Origin of the sequence: Aphanothece stagnina RSMan2012 (genome assembly GCF_046764815.1) — a bacterium.
Lineage (GTDB): Bacteria > Cyanobacteriota > Cyanobacteriia > PCC-6307 > Cyanobiaceae > NIES-981.
The window spans coordinates 94371-110426 of record NZ_JBKOUC010000004.1; the positions used below are offsets into that span (position 1 = coordinate 94371).

The following is a 16056-nucleotide window of genomic DNA, read 5'->3' on the forward strand; positions in this document are numbered from 1 at the left end:
GGCCGGATAATGCCGGAACTGCTGGCCTCTCGGCCCCTGAACCCCGTGGGCATCCGGCGCTGTCTCGCCCTTCTCCTGGCGGCCTTTCTGCTGCTGGGTCCGGCGCCCGGTGCCAGCGCCGCCTGGGTCACCCTCGATGGCGAGAAGGTGATCGAGATCAACAGCGCCGCGGGAGCGCAGACCCCTGAGGAGGTGGCGGAGCGAATCAGCAGCCACCTCACCCGGATGGTGAGGAATCCCCGCTTCGAGGCCAACCAGGTGGTGGTGCGGGAGGAGCCGCCCTACTCGATGGTGGGGCTGCTCAACTTCGAGGGCAAGTTCATCCCGGGCCTGGCGGTGGACGAGCGGGCCGCCAAGCAGGCCGGCACCACGCGGGAGGCCCTGGCCAAGCGCTACCGCGACGCCGTGCGCAGCGCCATCGTGGCCTACGAAGACCGCAACAGGCTGCGCAACTGGATCGTGGGCACCCTGCTGGCCCTGGCGGTGCTGGTGGTGTACGTGCTGTGGCTGCGCTGGCAGCGGCGCACCCACGTGCGGCTCAAGCGCTGGCTCGCGGGCCGCAGCGTGGAACTGGCCCCGAAGCTGAAGATCGGCCAGCAGACGCTGGTGACCTCGGCCCAGACCCGGGCGATCAGCCATCTGGCGCTCTCGATCGTGCACTGGGGGCTGCTGATCACGGTGAGCTGGCTGCTGATCCCGCTGCTGCTCAGCTTCTTCCCGCCCACCCAGGCCATGGCCGACGGGCTGAGCGACCAGATCCTCAGCCTGGCGCTGCGCCTGATCCGGGCCTGCCTGCGCCTGGTGCCCAGCCTGCTCTGGATCGCCGTGATCGCGGTGGGCACCGCCCTGATGGTGCGCGTCAGCAACTGGCTGTTCGCCGCCCTGCGGCGCGGCCAGATCAGCATCCGCTGATTTTACCGCGAGTGGGCGATTCCCACCCGCCGCATCGCCAACATCCTGATCGTGCTGATCGGGGTGGTGTTCGCCTTCCCCTACATCCCCGGCTCAGACAGCAAGGTGTTCCAGGGGGCGGGCCTGCTGTTCGGCGTGCTGGCCGCCCTGGGCTCCAGCGCCGTGGCCACGAACATCATCAGCGGGCTGATGCTCATCTACACCCGCGCCTTCCTCGAGGGCGACCGGGTGGAGATCAACGGGGTGGTGGGTCTGGTGCAGGAGCGGGCCCTGTTGGTCACCCGCATCCGTACGCCCCGCAACGAGCTGGTGAGCATTCCGAACGCGGCCGTGATCGCCGCCTCGGTGGTGAACTACAGCTTCTCCCGCCGCGAGATCCGCAAACCCGTGGCGCTCAGCACCACGATCACGATCGGCTACGACGTGCCCTGGCGCCAGGTGCACGCCCTGCTGCTGGCCGCGGCCGAATCGGTGGAAGGCATCAGCGACGAGGTGGACCCCTTCGTGCTGCAGACCAGCCTCAACGACTTCCACATCAGCTACGAGCTCACCGCCGGCGTGCGCGACGCCAAGAAGTACCGCGAGACCCTCTCCGATCTGCTGGCTGCGATCCAGGACCAGTTCGCCGCCGCCAAGGTGGAGATCCTCTCCCCCGGCTATCACGCCATCCGCAACGGCAACCCCAGCACCCTGCCACCGGCTGCCGCGGCGACGGCCGGCCAGACCTAGGCTCGACCCTCCACCAGCAGAAAAGTCAGGCCATGGCTGTGGCCGCGCCCCCTGGCCTGAAGATCGGCACGGTCGCGGCCCGTTCCGGCCTGCCCGTCAAGACGATCCGCTTCTACTGCGATGAGGGGCTGATCCAGCCCGTCGCCCGCAGCGCCGGCCACTACCGCCTGTTCGACGAGGGGGTCTACGCCGACCTGGCCCTGATCCGGCGCCTGAAGGCGATGGCCATCCCCCTCGCCGAGGTGAAGGGCATCCTGGCGGCGCGACGCTCCGGGCTCTGCACCTGCGAGACCCTGCAGGCCACCCTCCGGGACAAGGTCGACGAGATCGAAGCCAAGATCCTCGACCTCAGGACCCTGAGGGAGGAGCTGATGACCCTGCTGGAGAGCTGGCAGTCCTGCGGGGGTCGTCGGGCCTGAGCAGCGGCGCGGCGGCGCGCTTCAGGTAGCGGATGGCTTCGGAGCAGGGCAGGGGCGGGGCGAACAGATAGCCCTGGGCGCTGCGGATGCCATGGTCCAGCAGCCAGGCCTTCTGCAGGGGCGAGTCCACCCCCTCCGCGGTGATCTCCAGGCCGAGATCCTCCAGCATCACCACCATCCGGCTGAGCAGCTTGCGGGGGCCCGGCCTGCCCGAATCCAGCCGGGCGATGAAGGTGCGGTCCAGCTTCACCCGCTGGATCGGCAGCGCGATCAGCCGCCCCAGCGAGGAGTAACCGGTGCCGAAGTCATCGATGGCGATGGTCACCCCGCTGTCCGTGAGGTGCTGCAGGAACTGATCAAAGGCCTCGGAGGTGTCCTGGAACGCCTCCTCCAGCAGTTCCACCTGCAGGCTCCATCCCGCTGGCAGCGTCGAGGCCTTGAGCATGCCGAGCCACCGCAGGCGCAGGACGCTGTCCTTCAGGGTGCTGCTCGAGAGGTTGAGGCTGATCGTCATCGGCAGGCCGGCGACCGCCCCCGCCAGCTGGGACAGCGCGGCCAGGGTCTTCTCGGCCACCAGCAGGTCCACGGCACCGGTCAGGCCCGCGTCCTCGGCCTGGGGCATGAACCGCGCCGGCGGCAGCAGCTGCCCCTGATGCTCCCAGCGCACCAGTGCCTCCAGGCCGAGGGGCCACCCGGTGGCCAGATCCACGATGGGCTGAAAGGCGGGGTCGAGAATCCGATCGTGCAGGGCCGAGTGGAACTGGGTTTCGAAGCGGTAGCTCGCCAGGGCGGTCCCCTTCGCACGGGCATCCACCAGGCGCAGGGCACTGCCTGCCGAGCGGCTGGCCATCTGCAGCGCCAGGCCGGCGTCGGCGAGCAGGGTGGTGGCCGAGGCGTCCTTCTCGCCGGCGGTGGCCACCCCGACCGCCATGGCCATGGCCAACGGCAGGTTGCCGATGCGATGCAGCCGGCTGACCTCCGCGAGGATCCTCTCCCCCAGGGCCTGCACCGTCGCGCCCCGGCCCGGATCCGGCACCAGCACGAGCACCTCCGCCTCGGAGAAGGGCGCCACCACGGCCGTCGCGGGGATCACGGCCAGGATGCGGCGGGAGGCCTCCGCCAGGCAGGCCTCCGCCAGCACGCGGCCGAAGGTCGCCGTGATCCGCTCGTAATCCCGCAACCGACAGCGCAGCAGGGCCAGGGGAGCAAGGGGGCCGGCGGCGGCAGCGGGATCGGGATCGGGATCCGGGGAGCAGGCCCGCTCGAGCCGCTGCAGCAGCGCCGCCCGGCTGATCAGCCGATCCGGAGCCGGCGATACGGCGGCGTTGGGGGCGTCCGGAGGGGAGGGCCCCCGGCTCTCCAGCAGCTGCACGAGCACCGAGGCCAGCTTCTCGAGGCTGTCGACCTGTTCCTCCGAGAGGCCATGCACCTGCCGGCTGATGGCGCAGAGGCTGCCGATCACCAGGCCCTGGCGGCCGATCAGGGGAACCCCGGCATAGAAGCGGATCCCCGGAGCGCCGGTGACCAGGGGGTCTGCCGCGAAGCGCCCGTCCTTCCAGGTGTCGGGAACGATCAGCGGAGCCCGCGACAGGATCGTCTGGGCGCAGAAGGCCAGCGGCCTCGGGGTGTCGCTGGCCTGCACCCCAAGCCGGCCGGACGCCCAGCTGTTGAACCACTGCCGCTCGGTGTCGACCAGGCTCACCATGGCCAGCTCGGCGCCGGCCAGGCGGCGCGTCAGGGCGCAGATACCCCCGACCAGCGGGTCCAGCTCGCTGTCGAGCCCCCCGTCACCCGCCTGCGCGAGGAGCCGTTCGGCCTCGTGCGCGCTGAGGGGAGGGGCTTCCATGGCGGTCGGGGCTGCTGGCGGAGCGGAACGGGATGCGGCGGCCTGCGCAGCGTCCACCCCAGCGTTCACCCCACTTCTAGCCACGCCGTTCCCGGAGCCCCCTCGGCCGCCGCGGTCCCGGCCAGCACCCGGTAGTGACAGCCCAGGCTGCAGCGCTCCCCCGGAGCGATCTCCAGCCGGCGATCGCCGCTGATCAGGGCCTGGCGCGGCGCGCTCCAGGGCTCAAGGCAGACCATCGGCCGGGGGGGATCCGTCCAGACCACGACCAGGTCCAGGGGGGGGGTGACTTCGAGCACCACCGCCGAAGCCGTGGCGGGGTCGACCAGCCGCACCGGACCGGCCGGATGGGCCAGCAGATCCACCCCCGATCCCAGCTCGGCCAGCTGCGCGGCGGTGGAGGCGGAGGCCATGCTGCGCTGGTCGATGCACTGCTCGGGCAGCCCCTCCAGCCGCACGCCCCCAGGCGCCCCCACCCGCCAGTAGGGATGGAGCCCGAGGCTGAACGGCATCGGTTCACTGCCGAGGTTGTCCACCAGCGCGGTGATCTGCAGGCTGCCGGGGGCCAGCCGGTACTCCAGCGTCAGGCGGAATGCGAAGGGATAGACCGCCAGGGTGTGGGCGTCATGGAGCAGCTCCAGCCGGATCCCGCCCCCTTCCGGCAACGGGACCAGCTGCCACGGCAGGGTGCGGGCAAAGCCGTGCTGGGGCAGCCGGAAGGTGCCCTGGGGCAGCGGCAACCGATCCTCGGGCAGGCCGCCGCAGATCGGGAACAGCACCGGGATCCCTCCGCGCACCGACAGGGCCGGATCCCGGAAGCGCTCGACATCGAGGTAAAGCCATTCCCGGCCCAGGCTGCGCCAGCCGGTGACCAGCCCACCCCGCTCGGGCACCACCCGCAGCAGCTCGGTCCCAGCGGGATCGCCGTATTCCCAATGGGGATAGGGATCGCGCCGCTGGCGCAGGCCCATGGCGTCAACCATCGGCGGGGTCCGGGCAGATCGGGGCGCTCAGCTGTGCTGCCGCAGGATCTCGGTGCAGGTGGTCACGCACTCGCCATCGTCGATGGAACAGGTGGTGATGCACTCGAAGTAGGCCTCGACCGGGTCATGGTCCCGGTGGCCGGCCCCCTGGGCGAAGGCCGCCGGGTGACCGGAGGCCTGAAGGCCCTGGACGGGGAAGGCTTCGGCAGAGTTCATGGCGCGGCGGTGGGGGCTGGTCCTTTACCGTATGAAGGTGGCCCGTGGCTAGCAACATCTGGCTTTCCGGATAAGCAGGGATACCCAGAGAACGATTGCGGCATGTGAAGCTGCCCCCGCTGCCGTCACCCCGTTCCCGCCGAGCATCGTGCCGATGGCCCTGGCCCACCCCGAAGGCACCGCACTCCTCGAGCTCGAACAGCACAGCCGCCGCCACGGCTCCGGACTGACCGCCAACGACCTGGAGGGCACCTGGCAGCTGTGGCAGCTCTGGAGCCGCCGCCAGGCACGGCCGATGCCCGCGGCGGTGGCCCTGCTCCGCCCCCTCGGGGCCTGCCTGGCCATCACGGCGATGGACGGAGGGCCGCTCGGGGTGCGCAACAGCGTGCAACTCGGCAGCCTGCAGCTCTGCTTCGTGGGAGAGGGAGCGCTGCGCGGCCGCCGCCCGCTGCTGGTGTTCTGGTTCGAGCGGGTGGAGCTGCGGCTGGCCCGCCGCCTGCTCTGGCAGCGCCCCCTGCCGCGGCCGGGGAACGAGCGGTCACGGCCGTTCTTCGCCCTGATCGCCAGCCGCCGGCAGGGGGAGGAGGGATGGCTGGCGGCGCGGGGCCGGGGCGGCGGGCTGGCCCTCTGGCGGCTGGCGCCACCAGCCCCCTGAGCCGGGGGGCTCAGCAGATCCGTGGCAGCAGCTCACCGCTGAGCGGCAGCAGCAGCCGCTCGGTGCCGAGGGCCGTGGTGAGCAGCACCCGCGGCGAGCCGGCCGCCGCCCGCACCTCGCCGATCCAGCCCCCACCCGCCGGCTGCAGCAACGCCTCGGCCCGGGCCCGCGCCTCGGGTGGCACCACGGCCACGAAGCGGCCCTCATTCGCCAGATGCACCGGCTCGAAACCCAGCACCGCGCAGGTGCCGGCGACCGCCGCGGCCACCGGCAGCCGCTCCTCCTGCACGGCCATCTCCACCGCCGCCGCCGCCGCCAGCTCCTGGAGCGCACTGGCCAGCCCGCCGCGGGTGAGATCCCGCAGGCAATGGATCGCCACCCCCTGCTCCAGCAGCCGCTCCACCTGGGGCCAGAGGGGCGCGCAGTCGCTGAGCACCGGCGGGTCGAGCACCAGGCCGTGGCGCGCCGCCAGGATCGCCACCCCGTGCCGCCCCAGATCCCCGCTCAGCAGCAGCTGATCCCCCGGGCGGATCGCCGTGGGATCGATCCGGCGGCCTTCCGCCACCACACCGAGACCGCTGGTGGTGATGAACACCCCGTCGGCCTTGCCCCGCTCCACCACCTTGGTGTCTCCGGTCACCACGCTCACGCCGCAGTCCCGGGCCGCCGCCGCCATCGAGGCCACGAGCCGCCGCAGCAGCGCGATCGGCAGGCCCTCCTCGAGGATCAGTGCCACGCTCAGGTGCAGCGGCCGCGCTCCGGCCATGGCCAGATCGTTGGCCGTGCCGGTGATCGCCAGCCGGCCGATGTCACCGCCGGGAAACTCGAGCGGGTGCACCACGTAGCCATCGGTGGTGAAGGCCAGCCGGCCCGGCGGGGCGTCGATCGCGGCGGCATCGTGCAGCACCTGGCGGGGATCGGCGTAGAGGCCGCGCAGCTCCTGCTCGATCAGCTGCTGCATCAGCAGGCCACCGCCGCCATGGGCCAGCTGAATCCGCTCGCTCACCCCCCACCTCCCGGGGCCATGGCGGGTCGGGCCTGGGCCTTGTCGGCCCGGTAGCGGTGATAGGCGGCGCAGGCCCCCTCGCTGGACACCATCGGCGCACCGAGGGGATGCTCCGGAGTGCAGCGCCCTCCGAAGGCGGGGCAGTCGGACGGCAGGGCGCGGCCCTGCAGGATCCGGCCGGCGATGCACTGCGCCTCAGCGCACGGGCCCTCAGAGCACTGCTCCCCAGCGCACGGGTCCTCAACGGCCGCCGGCGTTCCGCAGTACGCCTCCAGAGCAAAGCGCTGCCGGGCGTCGAGCCAGGCCAGCTCGGGCCGCAGGGCCAGCCCGCCGGCCGCGATCACCCCCAGCCCGCGCCAGGGCTGATCCACCACCCGGAACACCCGCTCCAGCAGGGCGCGGGCCCCGGGGTTGCCCTGCTCGCGCACCACGCTGGGATAGGCGTTGGCCACGCCGGCCGTGCCGGCCTCCAGCATCGCGACGCAGCGCAGCAGCCCCGCCATCAGCTCCTCGGGCGCAAAGCCCGTCATCACCACGGGCACGCCATGGTCCCTCGCCAGGGGCTGGAGCTCCGCCAGACCCATCACCGAGCCCACATGGCCGGCCGCCAGGAACCCCTGCACCTGGTTGCCGGGCTCCCGCAGGATGGCGGCCATCGCCGGCGGCACCCGCACATGGGCCACCAGCAGCGAGAGGTTCCCCAGCCCGAGCGCTTCGGCCTGCAGCGCCAGCAGGGCCGTGGCCGGGGCGGTGGTCTCGAACCCCACCGCCAGGAAGACCACCTGGCGGTGGGGTTCCCGGCGGGCCAGGGCGAGCGCCTGCAGGGGGGAGGTCAGCAAGCGCACGTCCCCGCCCGCGGCCCGCACCCCCAGCAGGTCCTCGCCCGGGGCGCTGCCCGGCACCCGCAGCATGTCGCCGTAGGAACAGAGGATCACCTCCGGCCGGCGGGCGAGGGCCTGGGCCTGGTCCAGGACGGTGGCGGGGGTGACGCACACCGGACAGCCGGGGCCATGGATCAGCCGCAGCCCCTCCGGCAGCAGCTGATCGATCCCCCAGCGCACGATGGCGTGGGTCTGGCCGCCGCACACCTCCATCAGGGTCCAGGGGCGGGTCTGGGTGGCCCGCAGCTGGGCCGCCAGCGCGGCGACGTGGCTCACCAGGGGCCGGGGGCGGCCGCCGCATCGGCGCGCCGGTAGCTCTGGATCGCCCGCATGTACTGGGCCCGCTCGTACTCCTCCGGATTGGGACAACGCTCCTGACTCATGCAGCCGATCAGCTCGGCCACCGTGGCCACCTCGTGCTCCATCAGCCAGGTGGCCAGCTCGTCCTCGAGCCCCGCCAGCCGGGCGGGCCCATGGCGCAGCAGGGCCGCCACAACCTGGGTGACGCAGGCCCCGGCCATCAGCATCCGCACCACATCGGTGCCCCGGTGCACGCCGCTGCTGCCGGCCAGGTCGAGCGACACCCGGCCATGCAGCAGGGCCACCCAGCGCAGGGGCAGGCGCAGGTCATGGGGCGTGCTCAGCAGCAGATTCGGACGCACCACCATCTCCTCGATGTCGATGTCCGGCTGGTAGAAGCGGTTGAACAGCACCAGGCCCTGGGCGCCGGCCCGGGCCACCCGCTGGGCCATGGCGCTGAAGTTGGTGAAGAAGGGGCCGAGCTTCACCGCCAGCGGCAGGGCCACCTCGGCCCGCACCTCCCGCACGATCTCCTCCACCCGGGCCTCGATCGCGGCACTGGAGAGGTCGGGGTCGACCGGCAGGGAATGGATGTTGAGCTCAAGCCCGTGGGCCCCCGCCGCCTCGATGCGGCGGGCCGCCTCCACCCAGCGGCCGGGGCTGGTGCCATTCAGGCTGGCGATGACGGGGATGCCCAGGCGCCGGCGGGCCTGCTCGATCTGACGCAGGTAGAGATCGTGGCCTTCGTGGAAGGCCGCCACCTCGGGCAGGTAACTGAGCGCCTCGCCGTAGCTCTCCGCCCCCTGGTGGGTGTGCCAGTGCAGATCCAGCTGCTCGCGCTCGATCTGCTCCTCGAACAGGGAGTGCAGCACGATGGCGGCCGCGCCGGCCTGCTCGAGGGCCTCGAGGTGGGCGAGGTCCTCGCTGAGGGGTCCGGCGGCCCCCACCACGAGCGGGGTGCGCAGCCTCAGCCCCAGGTAGGTCGTGGAGAGATCGGGGCTCATGGCGGGCTCGAACCGGGCGGCGTGGGACTGGAGGGGCTGGGGTGGGGCTGGGCCAGGGCCCGGTAGGCGGCCCAGCGGCGCTCCCGTTCGGCCTCGGCCCGGCGCAGGAGTTCGCGGGCCCGCTCCGGCTGGCCGTAGCGCAGCATCCGGAACCGGTTCTCCGACGCCATCCCCTCCTCCAGCGACCGACGCGGCGCCGGGCTGTCCAGCTGCAGGGGGCTCTCCCCCCGCTCCGCCCGGCGGGGGTCGTAGCGGTAGAGCAGCCAGCGGCCCGACTCCACCGCCAGCTTCTGGTGCTCCATCCCCTGGGCCATGGCGATGCCATGGGCGATGCAGTGGGAGTAGGCCAAGATCAGCGAGGGCCCCGGATACCGCTCCGCCTCGAGGAAGGCCCGGATCGTGTGTTCATCGCGGGCGCCCATCGCCACGCTGGCCACGTACACGTGGCCGTAGGTCATCGCCATCAGGCCCAGGTCCTTCTTGGCGGAGCCCTTGCCCGAGGCGGCGAATTTCGCCACCGCCCCCAGCGGGGTGGCCTTGGAGGCCTGCCCCCCGGTGTTGGAGTACACCTCGGTGTCGAGCACCAGCACGTTCACGTCGCGGCCGCTGGCCAGCACGTGATCCAGCCCACCGAAGCCGATGTCGTAGGCCCAGCCGTCGCCCCCCACCAGCCAGACGCTCGTCTTCACCAGCCCATCGGCCTGCTCCAGCAGCCGATGGGCTGCCGCCCGCCCCTGGTCGTCCTGACCCAGGCCCGGGGCGGTGCCCTCCAGCAGGGCTTGAAGCTCGCGGCGGAGCTGCGCCACCCGCTCCCGCTGGGCGACGAGGCCCGCCTCATCGGCCTGATCGGCGCCGCCGATGGCCTCCACCAGCTCCGGCGGCAACGCCGAGGCCAGCCGGTGCAGATCGGTCAGGGCCGCCTCCCGGCGCTGATCCAGGGCCACCCGCATGCCGTAGCCGAACTCGGCGTTGTCCTCGAAGAGGGAGTTGCTCCAGGCAGGACCACGCCCCTCGGCGTTGGCGCTCCACGGTGTGGTGGGGAGGTTGCCGCCGTAGATGGAGCTGCAGCCGGTGGCATTGGCCACCAGCATCCGGTCGCCGAACAGCTGGGTGGCGAGTTTGAGGTACGGGGTCTCACCGCAGCCGGCGCAGGCCCCGGAGAATTCGAACAGGGGCTGCTGCAGCTGCTGCTGGCCGATCCTGCGCAGGTCGAGATCGCCGCGCGGCGTCTCGGGCAGCTGCAGGAAGAAGTCCCAGTGGCCCCGGGCCTGCTCGCGCAACGGCCGCTGGGGGGCCATGTTGATCGCCTTGCGCCGCGGCTCGCTGCGGTCGCGGGCCGGGCAGACCTCCACACACAGGCCGCAGCCGGTGCAGTCCTCCGCGGCCACCTGGAGGGTGAAGGTCTGGCCGCTGAAGGCGTGGTCCCGGGCGGCGGCGGTGCGGAAGCCCTCCGGGGCGAGCTCGAAGGCCTCGGGCGGCGCCACCTTGGCGCGGATCACGGCGTGGGGGCACACCATCACGCACTTGCCGCACTGCACGCAGAGCTCGCTCTCCCACACCGGCACCTCCGCGGCGATGCTGCGCTTCTCCCAGCGGGCCGTACCCACCGGCCAGGTGCCGTCGCAGGGCAGGGCGCTCACCGGCAGCTGGTCCCCCCGGCGCTCCAGCATCGGGCCGATCACCTCGCGCACGAACGCCGGCGCAGCCTCCAGGCGCTCGGCCAGGCCGGGCTCGGCACTGGCCGGAGCTGGCGGCGGGGCGGCCTGGGCCTCGAGGGCCCGCCAGTCAAGCTGCTCCAGATGGTCGAGGCTGGCGTCGAGGGCGGCCAGGTTCATCGCCACCACCGCCTCCCCCTTGCGCCCGTAGGTCTTGCGGATCGAGCCGCGGATGCGCCCGATCGCCTCGTCCCGCGGCAGCACCCCACTGAGGGCGAAGAAGCAGGCCTGCATCACCGTGTTGATGCGGGGCCCCATGCCGGCCTCGCGCGCCACCCGGTAGGCATTGATCTGGTGCACGTCCAGGCCGGCCTGGCGGATCTGCTGGCGCAGCCGCTCCGGCAGCCGGCTCCAGGTCTCCGCGGCGCCGAAGGGGCTGTTCAGCAGCAGCACGCCCCCCGGCTCGATGCCGGCCAGCAGGTCGAAGCGGCCGAGAAAATCCCACTGGTGGCAGGCCACGAAGGTGGGGCGCTGGATCAGGTAGCTGGAGCGGATCGGCCGCGGCCCGAACCGCAGGTGCGACACCGTCACCGACCCCGATTTCTTCGAGTCGTAGACGAAGTAGCCCTGGGCGAACAGATCGGTGCCCTCCCCGATGATCTTGATCGCGGCCTTGTTCGCCCCCACGGTGCCATCGGAGCCGAGGCCGTAGAACACCGCCCGCACCTCGCCGCATTCGGCCCGCGGGCGTTCGGTCACGAAGCCGGCCTCCACCGGCAGGGAGCGGTGGGTGAGGTCATCGTCGATGCCCACGGTGAAGTGGTTGAGGGCCCCGGGACCGGCCATCGCCCGCTTGAGATGGTCCAGCACGGCCTTCACCATCGCCGGGGTGAACTCCTTGGAGGAGAGCCCGTAGCGGCCGCCCAGCACCCGCGGCGGCGGCACAGCGCCGTGCACCTCGCCCCACAGCTCGGCCACCGCCGCCACCACATCGAGGTAGAGGGGTTCCCCGGAGGCCCCGGGCTCCTTGCAGCGGTCGAGCACGGCCACCGCCCGGAGGCTGGCCGGCAGGGCCTCCACCAGCAGACGGGAGGCGAAGGGCCGGTACAGCCGCAGCTTCAGCACCCCCACCCGTTCGCCGGCGGCCTGGAGGGCCTCCGCCGCCTCCAGGGCTGTCTCGCAGCCTGAGCCCATCAGCACGATCACCCGCTCGGCGTCGGCCGGGCCGACGTAGTCGCAGGGGCGGTAGCGGCGGCCGGTGAGCGCGGCGAAGCGGTCCATCGCCTCGATCAGATGATCCGCGGCCGCCTCGACGTAGGGGTTCACCGACTCCCGCGCCTGGAAGTAGACGTCGGGGTTCTGGGCGGTGCCCCGCACCACCGGGTGCTCGGGGCTGAGGGCGCGGCGGCGGTGGGCCGTGACCGCCTCCTCGGGGATCAGCTGGCGCAGCACCCCATCGTCGATCGCCTGCACCTTCTGGATCTCATGGGAGGTGCGGAAGCCATCGAAGACATGCAGATAGGGCAGGCGGCTGCGCAGGCTGGCCCGGGCGGCGATGGCGGCGCAGTCGGCGGCCTCCTGCACGGAGGTGGAGCAGAGGATCGCGCAGCCGCTGCCGCGGGTGGCCATCACATCGCTGTGGTCGCCGAAGATCGACAGCCCCTGGGCCGCCAGGGAGCGGGCCGCCACGTGCAGCACCGCCGGCGTCAGCTCCCCGGCCAGCTTGTAGAGGTTGGGGATCATCAGCAGCAATCCCTGGGAGGCCGTGAAGGTGGTGGTGAGCGCCCCGGCCTGGAGGGCTCCGTGCACCGCTCCGGCCGCCCCCGCCTCGCTCTGCATCTCCACCACCGTGGGCACCGCCCCCCAGAGGTTGGGCCGCCCCTCCGCCGCCCAGGCATCGGCCCACTCGCCCATCGGCGAGGCGGGCGTGATCGGATAGATGGCGATCACCTCGTGGAGGCGATAGGCCACCCGGGCCACGGCCTCGTTGCCGTCGAGGGTGAGGGTCGCCGCATCGGTGGCGGCGACAGAGGCGGGGGAGGAGGCGGAGGCCGTCATGCCGGCGGCTCCCCAATCCCAGGGCCACGCCCCTGGCCGTGGCCATCACCTTCGCCGTCACGCACCAGGGCGAGGGCGAGACCCACGTGCACCAGCACCCGATCACCCACCACCGCCTCCGGCAGACAGGCAAGGCTCACCTCCTGCCGCACCCCGCCGAAGTCCACCTCCGCGGCGCGCCAGAGGGGGTCGTCGGCGTTGCGGATCCCCAGGATCAACCCCGCGGTGGCCAGGCACATGGGATTGCCGGCGCGGCTGATCTCGTTATAGGAACGCGGCCCAGAAGTGCCCAGAGTTGCCCCAGGGCCAGGCCGCCGTCATGGCACGGCACCTGCTCGCCCCAGAACGGCACCAGCCCGACGCGGCGCAGCGCGGTGGCGGTGAGCTCCAGCAGCAGGGCGTTCTGGAAACAGCCGCCAGCCAGGGCCACCGGGGTGCCGGACGGCGCCACGGCCGCCAGCTCCGCCCTTGCCGCCACGGCCGCCGCCGCCGTCGTCGCCATCGCCGTGGCCAGGGCGTGGTGGAAGCGGGCCGCCAGATCGGGCAGGGCCGCACCGAGGCGGTCCTCCTGCCGCAGGGCCTCCAGCAGGGTTTCGAGCAGGGGTTGCCAGTCGAGCCAGCCCAGGGGCAGCCCCGGGGCAGCCCGCAGCGGAAGCGGCAGCGCCCCCCCGCCAGCGGCCGTGGCCCGCCGCGCCAGCCCCTCCAGCCACAGGCCCGCCTGGCCCTCATGGCTCTGGTGCTGGCAGACATCGAGCAGGGAGGCCACCCCATCGAACAGGCGTCCCATCCCCGAACTGAGCGGCGCCTGGCAGCCGGCCCGCACCGCCGACACCAGCAGCTCCCACTCCCCGGCCGCGAAGCTGCGGCGGCAGGCCCGGGCGCCGGGGTGCTCCAGCAGGGCCGCGGAGCCCGTCGCCACCAGCAGCCCCAGCGCCACCCGGCGGGGCTCGCGCATCGCCCGCTCCCCGCCGGGCAGCGGGAAGGGTCGCAGGCCCGCCAGCCGTTCCGCCCCCTCGGCGTGCAGCAGCAGCAACTCGCCGCCCCAGAGCCGGTGAGCCGCCCCGTCCGCAAAACCAAGGCCATCGCAGGCCCAGACCAGAAGCGGCAGCGGCAGGCCGTGCTCCGCGGCCACCGCCAGGCCATGGGCCCGGTGGTGCTGCACGAGGACGGGCCGGACGTCCTGCCGGACGGCCTGGGCGCAGGCCAGCCGGTGGCTGACGTAACCGGGATGGGCGTCGCAGACGATCCGCCGCTGGCCGCCGGATCCGGGCTGCTCCGCCTGCTCCAGCAGCCAGCGCTCCAGGAGCTGCTGCTGGCGGGCTCCGGCCAGATCGCCGAGGTGGGGAGCCAGCCACAGCCGCCCCTCCCGCAGCAGCGCCGGGGCAGCTTTGAGATCCCCGCCCAGGGCGATCGCCTCCAGCTGCGGCGGGGGCGGTGCGGGCAGGGCAAGAGCGGTGGGGGCATAGCCCCGTGCCCGGCGCAGCATCCTCGGACGGCCCTCCACCAGCTGGAGCAGCGAGTCGTCCAGGGGTCGGGCGATCGGCCGGTCGTGCTCCAGCACGGCATCGGCCAGATCCCCCAGCCAGGCGCGGGACTGGCGTGGATCGGTCTGCAACAGCTCGCCGCTGCGGTTGCCGCTGGTCGCCACCAGCGGCCTCCCCACCGCCCGGGCCAGCAGGAGATGCAGGGGCGAGGCCGGCAGCATCACCCCCAGGCAGGGGCTGCCGGGCGCCACGGCCGCGAACGCCTCCTCCCTCCCCGCCCCTGGCGGCGTGCGTCGCAGCAGCACGATCGGGGCGGCGGAGCTGCGCAGCTGCACGAGCTCCTCGGGGCTGATCGTCACCACGTCCCCCAGGGCGGCCGGGTCGTCCACCAGCAGGGCGAAGGGCTTGTCGGGCCGCCGCTTGCGCCGCCGCAGGCGGCTGACCGCGCCGGGATCGGTGGCATCCACCAGCAGCTGGAAGCCGCCGACCCCCTGCAAGGCCAGGATGCGGCCCTGCCGCAGCAGCGCCGCCGCCGCGGCGATCGGCTCCACCCCTGCAGGCTCGGCGGGGTCCACCCCGGTCCACAGCCGCAGCCGCGGGCCGCACGCAGGGCAGCCGATCGTCTCGGCGTGGAAGCGGCGATCGCCGGGATCCTCGAATTCGCGCCGGCAGGCCGCACAGAGCGGAAAGGCCGCCAGGGTGGTGTGGGCGCGGGCGTAGGGCTCCGCCGTGGCGATGCTGTAGCGGGGCCCGCAGGCCGAACAGCTGATGAAGGGGTAGCCGAAGCGCCGGTTGAGCGGATCCTCCAGCTCGGCCAGGCAGCGGCGGCAGGGCGCCAGGTCGGCGGCGAGGGCGGGGGCGACCAGGCCGGTGCCCAGCGGCCGCGCCGCGGCCGCGGCGATGCGCAGCCCGCGCGGGGCCGGCCGCATCGGCTCCAGCCAGAGCGGGTGCAGGGGCTCCAGGGCCGCCGGCGGCTGGAGCTGCCGGGGCAGGCGCTCCAGAAAGCGCTCCAGGGCCCCCCGCTCCCCCTGGAGCTCCACTCTCACCCCGCCGGCCACGTTCTCCACCGCGCCCGCCAGCGCCAGCTCCGCGGCCAGCCGATGCACCAGCGGCCGGAAGCCCACCCCCTGCACCACGCCGCGGCAGTCCAGCCACAGCCGGGCCGCAGCCCCAGCCGCAGAGGCGCTCACCCCGCCTGGGGCAGCCCGATCACGGCCAGCAGCTCCTCGAGGCCCTCGCCGGTGCGGGCGGAGGTCTCCACGATCCGCGCCCCGGGGGCCACCCGCTCGAGATGGCGGAGGACCTGACGGCGGTCGAATCCCACGGCATCCGCCAGGTCGCGCTTGCTGATCACCACCACGTCGGCCGAGGCGAAGCTGGCGGGGTACTTGAGCGGCTTGTCCTCGCCCTCGGTCACCGACAGCATCACCAGCCGCTGGCCCTCGCCCAGGTCATAGGCGGCGGGGCAGACCAGATTGCCCACGTTCTCGATCACCAGGAGGTCGAGGGCCGCCAGATCGAACCCGCCCAGCGCCCGCTCCACCATGGCCGCCTCCAGATGGCAGGCCTGGCCCGTGGTGATCTGCACCGCCTCGAGCCCGGCGGCCTGGAGGCGCCGGGCATCGTGATCGGTGGCCAGATCCCCCACGATCACGCCGATCCGGCTTCTCCCCAGCTCCTGCCGGCCGAGGCTCTCGAGCAGGGCGGTCTTGCCGGAGCCCGGCGAGGAGAGAAGATTCACCACCGGCAGGCCGGCCGCGGCGAAACGCCGGCGCAGGCCGGCAGCCTGGCTGTCGTTGCGGGCCAGCAGGGCCTGACCCAGCTCCAGGTGCAGCGTGCGGGGCGCCGGGGAGGCCGGTGGGGCGGGGGCCGCCGTGTCAAGCGCGCAGCCGCAGTCGGTGCACATCGGCG

14 protein-coding genes are annotated in these 16056 nt (G+C 73.1%); 4 read left to right on the forward strand and 10 right to left on the reverse strand.

Annotation, left to right across the window (positions count from 1 at the left end):
- Nucleotides 1-9 precede the first annotated feature (9 nt).
- The 3 genes from ACLNEE_RS04185 to ACLNEE_RS04195 are packed head-to-tail and all read left to right on the forward strand — an operon-like array spanning nucleotide 10 to nucleotide 2060.
- Nucleotides 10-912: a hypothetical protein gene (locus ACLNEE_RS04185; RefSeq protein ID WP_412006810.1), complete on the forward strand. Its 903-nt coding sequence runs from the start codon at nucleotides 10-12 to the stop codon at nucleotides 910-912.
- Nucleotides 913-963: 51 nt separating this feature from the next.
- Entirely contained in the window at nucleotides 964-1641 is a 678-nt protein-coding gene (locus tag ACLNEE_RS04190) for a mechanosensitive ion channel family protein (RefSeq protein ID WP_411422738.1), read from the forward strand.
- Nucleotides 1642-1673: 32 nt separating this feature from the next.
- Nucleotides 1674-2060 carry a MerR family transcriptional regulator gene (locus ACLNEE_RS04195; RefSeq protein ID WP_411422737.1) on the forward strand — a complete coding sequence of 129 codons (387 nt, stop codon included), beginning with the start codon at nucleotides 1674-1676 and terminating at the stop codon, nucleotides 2058-2060.
- Here the strand turns inward: ACLNEE_RS04195 and ACLNEE_RS04200 are convergent.
- The 3 genes from ACLNEE_RS04200 to ACLNEE_RS04210 all read right to left on the reverse strand — a co-directional run bounded on the left by ACLNEE_RS04200 (nucleotide 1990) and on the right by ACLNEE_RS04210 (nucleotide 5102).
- Nucleotides 1990-3906: a sensor domain-containing diguanylate cyclase gene (locus tag ACLNEE_RS04200; protein WP_412006811.1), complete on the reverse strand. Its 1917-nt coding sequence runs from the start codon at nucleotides 3904-3906 to the stop codon at nucleotides 1990-1992. The two genes, ACLNEE_RS04195 and ACLNEE_RS04200, sit on opposite strands and share 71 nt — an antisense overlap.
- Nucleotides 3907-3971: 65 nt before the next feature.
- Nucleotides 3972-4886 carry an aldose epimerase family protein gene (locus ACLNEE_RS04205; protein ID WP_411422735.1) on the reverse strand — a complete coding sequence of 305 codons (915 nt, stop codon included), beginning with the start codon at nucleotides 4884-4886 and terminating at the stop codon, nucleotides 3972-3974.
- Between the two features lie 27 nt (nucleotides 4887-4913).
- A complete protein-coding gene (locus ACLNEE_RS04210) occupies nucleotides 4914-5102 on the reverse strand; it encodes a hypothetical protein (protein ID WP_411422734.1) in 189 nt (62 codons plus the stop codon).
- A gap of 154 nt (nucleotides 5103-5256) precedes the next feature.
- On the opposite strand from ACLNEE_RS04210, the gene ACLNEE_RS04215 reads away from it, so the two are divergent.
- Entirely contained in the window at nucleotides 5257-5757 is a 501-nt protein-coding gene (locus ACLNEE_RS04215; protein ID WP_411422733.1) for a hypothetical protein, read from the forward strand.
- A 10-nt stretch (nucleotides 5758-5767) separates the two neighbouring features.
- Here the strand turns inward: ACLNEE_RS04215 and hypE are convergent, their stop codons facing one another.
- Genes hypE through hypB form a run of 7 tightly spaced genes read right to left on the reverse strand, consistent with a single transcriptional unit; the run spans nucleotide 5768 to nucleotide 16051 of the window.
- A complete protein-coding gene (hypE, locus tag ACLNEE_RS04220) occupies nucleotides 5768-6763 on the reverse strand; it encodes a hydrogenase expression/formation protein HypE (RefSeq protein WP_411422732.1) in 996 nt (331 codons plus the stop codon).
- A complete protein-coding gene (gene hypD / locus ACLNEE_RS04225) occupies nucleotides 6760-7920 on the reverse strand; it encodes a hydrogenase formation protein HypD (protein WP_411422731.1) in 1161 nt (386 codons plus the stop codon). Before hypD ends, hypE begins: the two co-directional genes overlap by 4 nt.
- A complete protein-coding gene (locus tag ACLNEE_RS04230; protein WP_411422730.1) occupies nucleotides 7917-8948 on the reverse strand; it encodes a dihydroorotate dehydrogenase-like protein in 1032 nt (343 codons plus the stop codon). The genes hypD and ACLNEE_RS04230 overlap by 4 nt, the downstream gene beginning before the upstream one ends.
- The gene (gene nifJ, locus ACLNEE_RS04235; protein WP_411422729.1) at nucleotides 8945-12661 is read right to left on the reverse strand and encodes a pyruvate:ferredoxin (flavodoxin) oxidoreductase; all 3717 of its coding nucleotides are present in this window, start codon (nucleotides 12659-12661) and stop codon (nucleotides 8945-8947) included. The genes ACLNEE_RS04230 and nifJ overlap by 4 nt, the downstream gene beginning before the upstream one ends.
- Complete coding sequence (locus ACLNEE_RS04240) at nucleotides 12658-12900, reverse strand: HypC/HybG/HupF family hydrogenase formation chaperone (protein ID WP_411422728.1); 243 nt, start codon at nucleotides 12898-12900, stop codon at nucleotides 12658-12660. Before ACLNEE_RS04240 ends, nifJ begins: the two co-directional genes overlap by 4 nt.
- Complete coding sequence (gene hypF / locus ACLNEE_RS04245) at nucleotides 12876-15335, reverse strand: carbamoyltransferase HypF (protein WP_411422727.1); 2460 nt, start codon at nucleotides 15333-15335, stop codon at nucleotides 12876-12878. Before hypF ends, ACLNEE_RS04240 begins: the two co-directional genes overlap by 25 nt.
- Complete coding sequence (gene hypB / locus ACLNEE_RS04250) at nucleotides 15332-16051, reverse strand: hydrogenase nickel incorporation protein HypB (RefSeq protein WP_411422726.1); 720 nt, start codon at nucleotides 16049-16051, stop codon at nucleotides 15332-15334. The genes hypF and hypB overlap by 4 nt, the downstream gene beginning before the upstream one ends.
- Between the last annotated feature and the right edge of the window lie 5 nt (nucleotides 16052-16056).

Excerpts from the sequence above, each read along its gene's own strand:
- ACLNEE_RS04215 (WP_411422733.1), top strand. The coding sequence starts at position 5,257 with ATGGCCCTGGCCCACCCCGAAGGCACCGCACTCCTCGAGCTCGAACAG.
- hypB (WP_411422726.1), bottom strand. The coding sequence starts at position 16,051 with ATGTGCACCGACTGCGGCTGCGCGCTTGACACGGCGGCCCCCGCCCCA.
- ACLNEE_RS04240 (WP_411422728.1), bottom strand. The coding sequence starts at position 12,900 with ATGTGCCTGGCCACCGCGGGGTTGATCCTGGGGATCCGCAACGCCGAC.
- ACLNEE_RS04230 (WP_411422730.1), bottom strand. The coding sequence starts at position 8,948 with ATGAGCCCCGATCTCTCCACGACCTACCTGGGGCTGAGGCTGCGCACC.
- ACLNEE_RS04205 (WP_411422735.1), bottom strand. The coding sequence starts at position 4,886 with ATGGTTGACGCCATGGGCCTGCGCCAGCGGCGCGATCCCTATCCCCAT.
- ACLNEE_RS04200 (WP_412006811.1), bottom strand. The coding sequence starts at position 3,906 with ATGGAAGCCCCTCCCCTCAGCGCGCACGAGGCCGAACGGCTCCTCGCG.
- ACLNEE_RS04185 (WP_412006810.1), top strand. The coding sequence starts at position 10 with ATGCCGGAACTGCTGGCCTCTCGGCCCCTGAACCCCGTGGGCATCCGG.
- ACLNEE_RS04210 (WP_411422734.1), bottom strand. The coding sequence starts at position 5,102 with ATGAACTCTGCCGAAGCCTTCCCCGTCCAGGGCCTTCAGGCCTCCGGT.
- ACLNEE_RS04195 (WP_411422737.1), top strand. The coding sequence starts at position 1,674 with ATGGCTGTGGCCGCGCCCCCTGGCCTGAAGATCGGCACGGTCGCGGCC.
- nifJ (WP_411422729.1), bottom strand. The coding sequence starts at position 12,661 with ATGACGGCCTCCGCCTCCTCCCCCGCCTCTGTCGCCGCCACCGATGCG.